The sequence below is a fragment of the Rickettsiales bacterium genome, assembly GCA_029252805.1.
GTDB lineage: Bacteria > Pseudomonadota > Alphaproteobacteria > Rickettsiales > JALZUV01 > JALZUV01.
The window spans coordinates 37,847-43,846 of record JAQXAR010000013.1 but is presented as its reverse complement, the minus strand read 5'-3'; the positions used below and the strand labels follow the sequence as shown (position 1 = coordinate 43,846).

Sequence of the window (6,000 nt, the reverse complement as noted above, 5' to 3'; positions counted from 1 at the left end):
CGCCTGTGGTGCCACGAATACCGATTGTTGCGACTGGAGTTTCAACTTGCATTTCGCCTGGGTTATTCGCGGCGATTTCACCACTCACGAATTTGAACATACCTTTGAGTACATTGATGGATGAAGAGCCGTCACCGGTTTCAGCATCATAAACGAAGCTATCGAGCGTCATACGGGCGTCAGAACCTAAGGTGAAAACCGAGCCATCTTCAAAGGTAATGCCGATTTTACTGTTATCGGCTGTTAAGACTACATCATTTTGGAAAACAGCATCGCCTTGCTTGAGCTCAATATCTACGCCACCGCGTTTTACCGTCACTGAACCTTCTAATTTTTCAACCGCGCCGATTGCTGCTTCGGTATGAGTGGGACCGGCATATTCTTTCGGCGCTTCTGAGTTAGCCAAAACATTGACAGAGCTGCCAGCAATCTTCTTGCCTGTTTCAGAAATCAGGGTAGGGGCATCATCATGGATGAAATAGTTCTCGGCGATCACTAATGTATTTTGTGCAGTCACTAATAGGTCATGCCCTTCACGGGTAAACTGAGCATCGAGCAGCTCATTACCCAGCGGCATTTCACACAGGCCGTGTATCGTTGTGCAATCTACGGCAGTCTGTTCGGACGGCTTATTAGAAGCAGTTTCGAGCGTTTCGAAAATATTTGAATCAGGCATAAGCGTTATCACCAGTTCATTAAATCTATTAGTATTATTAACTATACCTTGAAATGGTTAATATACATTTAAATTGAGAGTGGATTGCATTTAATAAGGGGCAGGTGCACACAGCGTTTTAGGTAATGGTGGACAAGATGTGTTACCGCTGCTTGTAGAATACACCATGCCATACAGTCATGGTTGGTATTTATATCGCTGCGGTTTTATCGGCGGTTATGTCAACGATATCATCGTTGCTAGTGTTAGCATCACCCACTCTTTTCCATGATGTTGATCACCGCTTATTGCGTCGGGTTGGTTTCTTTTAGTGTTATGAGGTAGACTAAATCATATCCCTCTTTTAGCATAAAAGCCTTAGGTGAAAGTTGACCAATATCAAATCTATTTTGAGTGTATTGGCTACGATGCTGTGGTGAGAGAGTTCTTTCAAAAATATTATGCGAAGCTGGTATTGGATTATCCGGCGATTGCGCTATTGCTGATCTTTACCGTTGTTGGTTTTTTTGGCTATCACGCGCCACAGTTTCGGCTGGATGCATCGTCGGAATCACTGTCATTGGAGAATGACCAGGCGTTGAAATATTATCGTTCCATCGCCGCGCGTTATGGCTCAAATGATTATTTGCTGATTACCTATACGCCCGAATCCGATTTATTCAGCGCGGAGATTTTGAAAGAGTTATACGATCTTCGCACTGATTTGGATGAACTGGAACGGGTGGAATCGATTATCAGTATTGTCGATGTGCCGCTGATTAACAGTCCGCCTTTGACGTTGGATGAGCTTAGTCACGGCATTCCTAATCTTTTGAGTCCCCAGACGGATCTAACCATGGCGCGTAAGGAACTTCTGGCCAGCCCTATCTATGCTGATTTACTCATCAGTCAAGATGTTGGAACCACCGCCCTATTGGTGAGTTTTAAGGAAAATGGAGAGCTCTTGAAGTTGATCCAAAAGCGTGATCAGCTACGAGAAAAGTCATGGGGTTCGGCTTTATCGGGTAATGAAGCGCGGTTACTCAAACTCACGGAAAAAGAATATAGCCGTCATAATGCCTTGGCGCAGCTTCAACAGCAGCAAGATATCGCCTCAGTCCGCGTCATCCTTGATCATTACCGCGATAAAGCGAAAATTCACCTGGGTGGGGTGCCGATGATTGTGGCCGATTCGATTGATTATATTAGTAAGGATTTACGCATTTTTGGTATCGCGATTTTATGCTTTCTAGTGGTGTTACTCACCGTTATTTCCCGCGTGGCCCGCTGGGTGTTTTTGTCGATGTTGAGCTGCTTCTGTGTTGGCCTAAGTATGATTGGCTTCATGGGGTTAATGGATTGGCCAGCAACGATTGTTTCGGCTAATTTTGTTTCCCTTTTGCTGATTTTTACGCTGTCATTCTGCGTGCACCAAATTGTACGCTACCGCGAGTTTCATGAGGAAAAACCCGAGGCGACTCAGCGTGAATTGGTACGTGATACGATACTCGATATTAGCGTGCCCTGCTTTTACATGGCTTTTACGACGGCGATTGGCTTTGCTTCGCTTGCCGTGAGTGACATCCGCCCGGTTATCGATTTTGGCTGGATGATGACGATCGGTATCGGTTTTTCCTTCTTCATTAGTTTTATCATTTTTCCCGCTGCATTGATGTTTCTGAAACCCTCACATCCACCCGTGCAATATGATTTTACGGGGAGCATTACCCGCTTCTTCGTGCGGATAATTAAGAGCCATGGTAAGCCCATCCTCATTATTTTTGCGGTGTTGATGGGCTTAAGTATTTGGGGCATTAATCAGCTTTACGTGCAGAACCGCTTTATCGATTACTATAAGCAAGATACTGAAATATATCAGGGTATGGAGATGATTGACCGCAAGCTGGGCGGCACGACTCCGCTCGATGTGATCATCGACGCGCCTGCCGGATTCATTCAAGGGCAAGCGCAAGAACGGGCTTATCTGGAGGAAGAAGGCTTCTGGATAGAGGATAGCGGGCCGAAAATAGTCGAAGGTTATTGGGTGGGCGAAGCATCGCAAAAGCAAGTGGCGGCCATTCACGATTATCTGGATGGGCTGGAAGAGAGTGGCAAGGTTTTGTCGTTTCATAGTACCGCGCAGTTACTGAAAGATTTGGATGAGGAGAGATCTCTCAACCGTCAATATTTGGGCGTGTTGTATCAAAAGCTGCCCGATTCGGTGCGGAATATTTTGTTTGATCCTTATCTCTCAGAAGATGGCAATCAGCTACGCTTTAGCTTGCGCGTTTATGAATCGAAACAAGGGCAAGATCGCGAAGCGCTGGTACAAAAGATTCGCGATTACCTGACTCAAGATTTGGAGTTGGAAGCAAATCAGGTACATCTGACGGGTATGATGGTGCTGTATAATAATGTGCTGCAAACTTTATTTGAGTCACAAATTCTAACGATTGGTGTGGTGTTTGTTACCATGTTCCTCATCTTCCTATTACTGTTTAGAAGTTTCAAAGTGGCGGCCGTGGCGATTGTGCCGAACATCACGATTGTCGCTCTGGTGCTGGGGCTTATTGGTTGGTTGGGCATCCCGCTTGATATTATGACCATTACCATTGCGGCCATTTGTTTCGGTATGGCCGATGATAATACCATCCACTATATTCACCGTTTTCGACAAGAATATGCCAAGCATGGTGATTACTGGAGAGCCGCGCGGGAGTCTCACAATACCATTGGGCGTGCGATGTATTATACCTCTATTACTGTCATGTTTGGGTTCTCTATTTTAGCATTTTCCAATTTCATGCCGACGATTTATTTTGGATTGCTGACCGGATTTTCAGCATTGGTCGCGTTGCTCGCTAATTTAGCATTATTGCCGTTGATCCTCATTTTCTTCAAGCCTCTGGGTAAACATGACACCCGTTAAGTTGAAGCGAAGTTTGTCGCTGCCTTTGGTAATTTTTTATGGATTAGGCACCATGGTGGGTGGGGGTATTTATGCGCTGACCGGTAAGGTGGCAGGGCAGGCGGGTATGCAGGCGCCACTCTCCTTTATCCTATCGGCTTTATTAGCGTTACTCACGGCGTTCTCCTATGCGGAACTGTCGGCACGGTACCCATTCAGTGCGGGCGAGGTGAAATATGTGAGTGCGGCATTCTCCAAGCGGTCATTCTCGATTCTGATCGGCTGGCTGGTCGTTTTTATGGGGGTAATTTCTGCCGCTGCATTGGCGACGGCGACGGCGGGATTCATACAGGACTTTATTGCCCTGCCTTCGCTGTCTTTAACGGCAGCATTAGTGATATTACTCGGCTTAATCGCTATTTGGGGAATTGCGGAATCGGTATGGCTGGTCGCGGTAATTACGATCATTGAGATTGGCGGCTTATGTTTGATTGTGGCGATGGGATGGGATGAACTAATGACCTTACCAACACGCTGGCCCGAGATGATACCTACTGTAGATGCTATACTCTGGGGTAGCATTTTAAGCGGTGCCTTTCTGGCTTTTTATGCTTTTATTGGCTTTGAGGATATGGTCAATATAGCGGAAGAAGTAAAGGACGTACGTCGGGTAATGCTGGTGGCGATACTCACCTGTATCGTTACCACCTTGGGCATTTATATTTTGGTGATGACGGTGGCGGTATTGGTGGTGCCGCCGCAAGAGTTAGCCGCCAGCAACACCCCGCTAGCGCTGATTGCCGCGCGAACGGGTACGTCGCTACCGCCCTCGCTAATGGGCGGCATTAGCCTGTTGGCGATCATTAACGGCGCACTGGTGCAGGTGATTATGGCTTCGCGCGTTTTATATGGCATGGCACAAAGCAATAAGGCGCAGCAGTGGTTGGGAAAAGTTTCTGCACGCACACATACGCCGCTTAATGCGAGTCTAGTCGCAGTAGCGCTGGTGATGAGTTTTGCTTTATTTATGGATCTGGAGAGTCTGGCACGTGTCACGAGTGCCATTATTTTATTCGTATTTGCGACCGTAAATGCGGCATTACTGAAACTAAAATGGTCTGAACGAACCGTTCACACAACTGGTTTTACGACCCCGTGGTGGGTATGCCTTTTGGGTTTTATGACCTGTTGTGCGATGCTTGCTTTTGGCATTGGCAAAGAACTCTCGGCGTTACTCCCCGCCGCCTAGACTATGCACATAAAGCGTGAGTTGGCGTAGCGTCTCTTCATCCAAAATATCTTCCCAAGCTGGCATCATGTCATGCTGTGGGTTCTTGATTTGGTTGACAATGCTGGCCCTATCGCCTGTGCCCTTTAGCCAGATGCCATCGGCCAAATGCGGAGTGCCAAGATCGCGGTTTCCGGCGCCATCTGAGCCATGACAGGCAGCACAATTCGTTTGAAATAACGTATAGCCTGGATGCATTACATCGACACTTTTGGGTAAAGCGAGCACGTAATCAGCAATCTTGCCAATTTCATCGGATTCCAACGCATCTTCAAAGGGTGGCATGAGGGTGTTACGCGGGCTGGCATGCTGATCGCGAATGCCTAGCTTAAGCGTTTTATAAATATCTTCCGGCGCACCGCCCCAGATCCAATCACCATCATTAAGTTTGGGATAGCCTTCCGCCCCCTTGCCATCGGTGCCATGGCACGTGGCACAATTTTCTTTAAAGGCCGCCTTGCCTTCTGCAATCGCAAATCCATGCAATGCTGTATCATTCAGAACTTCCTCGAATGTCGCGGTTTCGAACTTCTCAAATAACTTTGCCTTATAAGCACTTTCAGATGTTCCATTTGAAATAACTGACCAATAGCAAACGGCAAAAACCGCCGCAAGAGCCAAAGGCCAAACCCATTTGGTATTGTTAGATGGTGAAGTCATACTACCTCCTGTGAGAATTTCTCATTTTGGATGTTATAGGAGGATGCTACACTTGCTTTGACTTTAGTCAACTCTTCCTATTTCTTGCATTTTGGAAGGTGTAGATTCCAGAATTTCTCCATGGTTAGGTAAGTGAAGGAGGCACTCCAGGCAATAAGTACCAGCCCGTTTAGCACCTCAACACCCGTGACAAAGCGCAGAGGCCCTTTGGGAAAGATATCACCAATCCCTAAAGAGGAATAGGTGGCTGCGGAGAAATAGATATAGCTCAAGAAGCCACGCTCGAATTCACCGGAAAGCGAACCAATATGCCCCACTTCAACCATCAGCTAGAAAGCAATACCGTAAAGCCAAACAGCGATAGTGTGCCCCGTAAAAATGGCCATCATCACCACAAGTATTCGAGTGCGTGGGGCAAAAGTCAACCGCGGCAACCACCCCCATACTAGCCGCATAATTTCATAAAACAGCAAAGTGGTGATGGCGACC

5 protein-coding genes are annotated in these 6,000 nt (G+C 46.9%); 2 read left to right on the top strand and 3 right to left on the bottom strand.

Features of this window, described 5'->3' with window-relative positions; translation table 11 throughout:
• Window positions 1-676: FecR family protein (locus P8P30_02325; GenBank protein MDG1286381.1), on the bottom strand; the 676-nt coding region annotated here is incomplete at its 3' end.
• A 361-nt stretch (window positions 677-1,037) separates the two neighbouring features.
• Between P8P30_02325 and P8P30_02320 the strand changes: the two genes are divergently transcribed.
• Window positions 1,038-3,584, top strand: a complete 2,547-nt coding sequence (locus P8P30_02320) for an MMPL family transporter (protein ID MDG1286380.1) — start codon at window positions 1,038-1,040, stop codon at window positions 3,582-3,584.
• On the top strand, window positions 3,571-4,812 hold the full coding sequence (locus tag P8P30_02315; protein ID MDG1286379.1) for an amino acid permease: 1,242 nt from the start codon (window positions 3,571-3,573) through the stop codon (window positions 4,810-4,812). The genes P8P30_02320 and P8P30_02315 overlap by 14 nt, the downstream gene beginning before the upstream one ends.
• Here the strand turns inward: P8P30_02315 and ccoP are convergent.
• On the bottom strand, window positions 4,795-5,511 hold the full coding sequence (gene ccoP, locus P8P30_02310; protein ID MDG1286378.1) for a cytochrome-c oxidase, cbb3-type subunit III: 717 nt from the start codon (window positions 5,509-5,511) through the stop codon (window positions 4,795-4,797). The two genes, P8P30_02315 and ccoP, sit on opposite strands and share 18 nt — an antisense overlap.
• Before the next feature lie 77 nt (window positions 5,512-5,588).
• Window positions 5,589-5,837, bottom strand: coding sequence for an ion channel (locus P8P30_02305; GenBank protein ID MDG1286377.1), 249 nt, complete (start codon window positions 5,835-5,837; stop codon window positions 5,589-5,591).
• Between the last annotated feature and the right edge of the window lie 163 nt (window positions 5,838-6,000).

Coding starts and splice junctions, on each gene's coding strand:
- P8P30_02305 (MDG1286377.1), bottom strand. CDS start 5,837: ATGGTTGAAGTGGGGCATATTGGTTCGCTTTCCGGTGAATTCGAGCGT.
- ccoP (MDG1286378.1), bottom strand. CDS start 5,511: ATGACTTCACCATCTAACAATACCAAATGGGTTTGGCCTTTGGCTCTT.
- P8P30_02315 (MDG1286379.1), top strand. CDS start 3,571: ATGACACCCGTTAAGTTGAAGCGAAGTTTGTCGCTGCCTTTGGTAATT.